2 protein-coding genes are annotated in these 1,482 nt (G+C 39.3%); both read right to left on the minus strand.

What is annotated here, in order from left to right; translation table 11 throughout:
* Nucleotides 1-39: 39 nt before the first annotated feature.
* On the minus strand, nucleotides 40-933 hold the full coding sequence (locus tag EKM71_RS10990; protein ID WP_125574603.1) for an IS3 family transposase: 894 nt from the start codon (nucleotides 931-933) through the stop codon (nucleotides 40-42).
* Nucleotides 900-1,427, minus strand: coding sequence for a helix-turn-helix domain-containing protein (locus EKM71_RS10995; RefSeq protein WP_125574604.1), 528 nt, complete (start codon nucleotides 1,425-1,427; stop codon nucleotides 900-902). Before EKM71_RS10995 ends, EKM71_RS10990 begins: the two co-directional genes overlap by 34 nt.
* Between the last annotated feature and the right edge of the window lie 55 nt (nucleotides 1,428-1,482).

The following is a 1,482-nucleotide window of genomic DNA, read 5'->3' on the forward strand; positions in this document are numbered from 1 at the left end:
TGAAGTGCAATAGAAAAGTTAGACAAATAGTAATTTAATTTATGCTACTGAGGCTTGAATCCTATAATTTATAGGACTCAAGCCTTTTGTCTTCATCGAAATTCGATCTTTATTAAACCAATCAATATAAGATTTCAAAATTCCCTTCAACTCGGTAATGTTTTCAATCTTATATTGGTTTAAACATTCTCGTTTTAAAAGGCTGAAAAAACTTTCTACTGGGGCATTATCATGACAATTTCCCTTGCGGGACATGCTTTGAATAATTCCCATATGTTTGAGTCGTGCTTGATAACTTGGCAGCTGATATTGCCACCCTTGGTCAGAATGGAGGACGGGGTGAAGACTCCTAATAATTTGTTTCTGCACTTGATCTAAAGTGTCCGTAATTAGTTTCTTATTGGGTGAATAGCTGGCAACGGCTGACAAAACCTCTTTGCTAGCTTCATCAATAATGACTGAAATATAGCCCCATTTTCCGTTATACAGGGGAACTTGAGTGACGTCAGTATGCATCACCGTTAAAGGCTTAGTAGCGTTGAATCGTTGTTTAAGAAGATTTGGCGTAATTTTCCCCACGCTTCCCTTATATGAACTGTACTTGCTGGTATGCTTCGAAAAGAGGGTTACTTTAAGCCCCATCACAGTCATAATTTTACGAATAGTTTCCTCTGCGTAGCTGAACCCGGCCTCGACGGCTTTCTTGTGAATCCGACGGTATCCATATCTGGCTCCTGTCTTGAGGTATTCTTTACGTATGAATAGCTTAACTTTCGCATATTTATCTGGCTTATGGTTGCGTTTCAATCGGTCATAGTAGGTTGATCTAGCCAATTTTAATTCTCCTAAGAGTTCCTTCAGTGGATATCGCGACCGTAACGTAGAGACAATTCTGGTCTTTACCTTGGTTGTTTCTTGGTTATAGTCGCCAATGTTTTTAAAATATCACGATCCAATTCTGCTTCGTGTAATTGTCGCCGTAACTCAGTGATTTGTTGCTTATATTTTTCCTCTTTCGTTGGTGTTAAGCGTTTAGCTGTACTTCCCTGGGATTTGTGCTTACTCATGATTGGCCTTCTTCCACGGGGTTTACGACGTAAACCCGCCACGCCTTGCTTTTGGTAAATAGTCATCCAGTTATTAGTTTGACTGGTCGAGATACCAAAATGTACTGCGGCTTGTCTACGACTAACCTCGTTTGTTTGGATATAGTCTACCACCTTAAGCTTGTAGTCCGGTGAATACGTTTGTCTATGATGTTTCACTTTTAAAGTGCTTATACCATGAGCTTGAGCTTGCTTTACCCAGTTTAGGATGTTTTCTCTGCTAGGAATCTGATACTTAATGCTTAGATCCTTCAAACCAATCCCACCACTAAAGTATTCACGAACAACTTTAACCTTGAATTGAGTACTATATTTGGTCATAAGAAAAGCCCCACAATCGTTAGATTTATCTGTCTAACAATTGTAGGGCACTTCA

Origin of the sequence: Levilactobacillus huananensis (assembly GCF_003946145.1) — a bacterium.
Taxonomy (GTDB): Bacteria; Bacillota; Bacilli; order Lactobacillales; family Lactobacillaceae; genus Levilactobacillus; species Levilactobacillus huananensis.

Excerpts from the sequence above, each read along its gene's own strand:
- EKM71_RS10995 (WP_125574604.1), bottom strand. The coding sequence starts at position 1,427 with ATGACCAAATATAGTACTCAATTCAAGGTTAAAGTTGTTCGTGAATAC.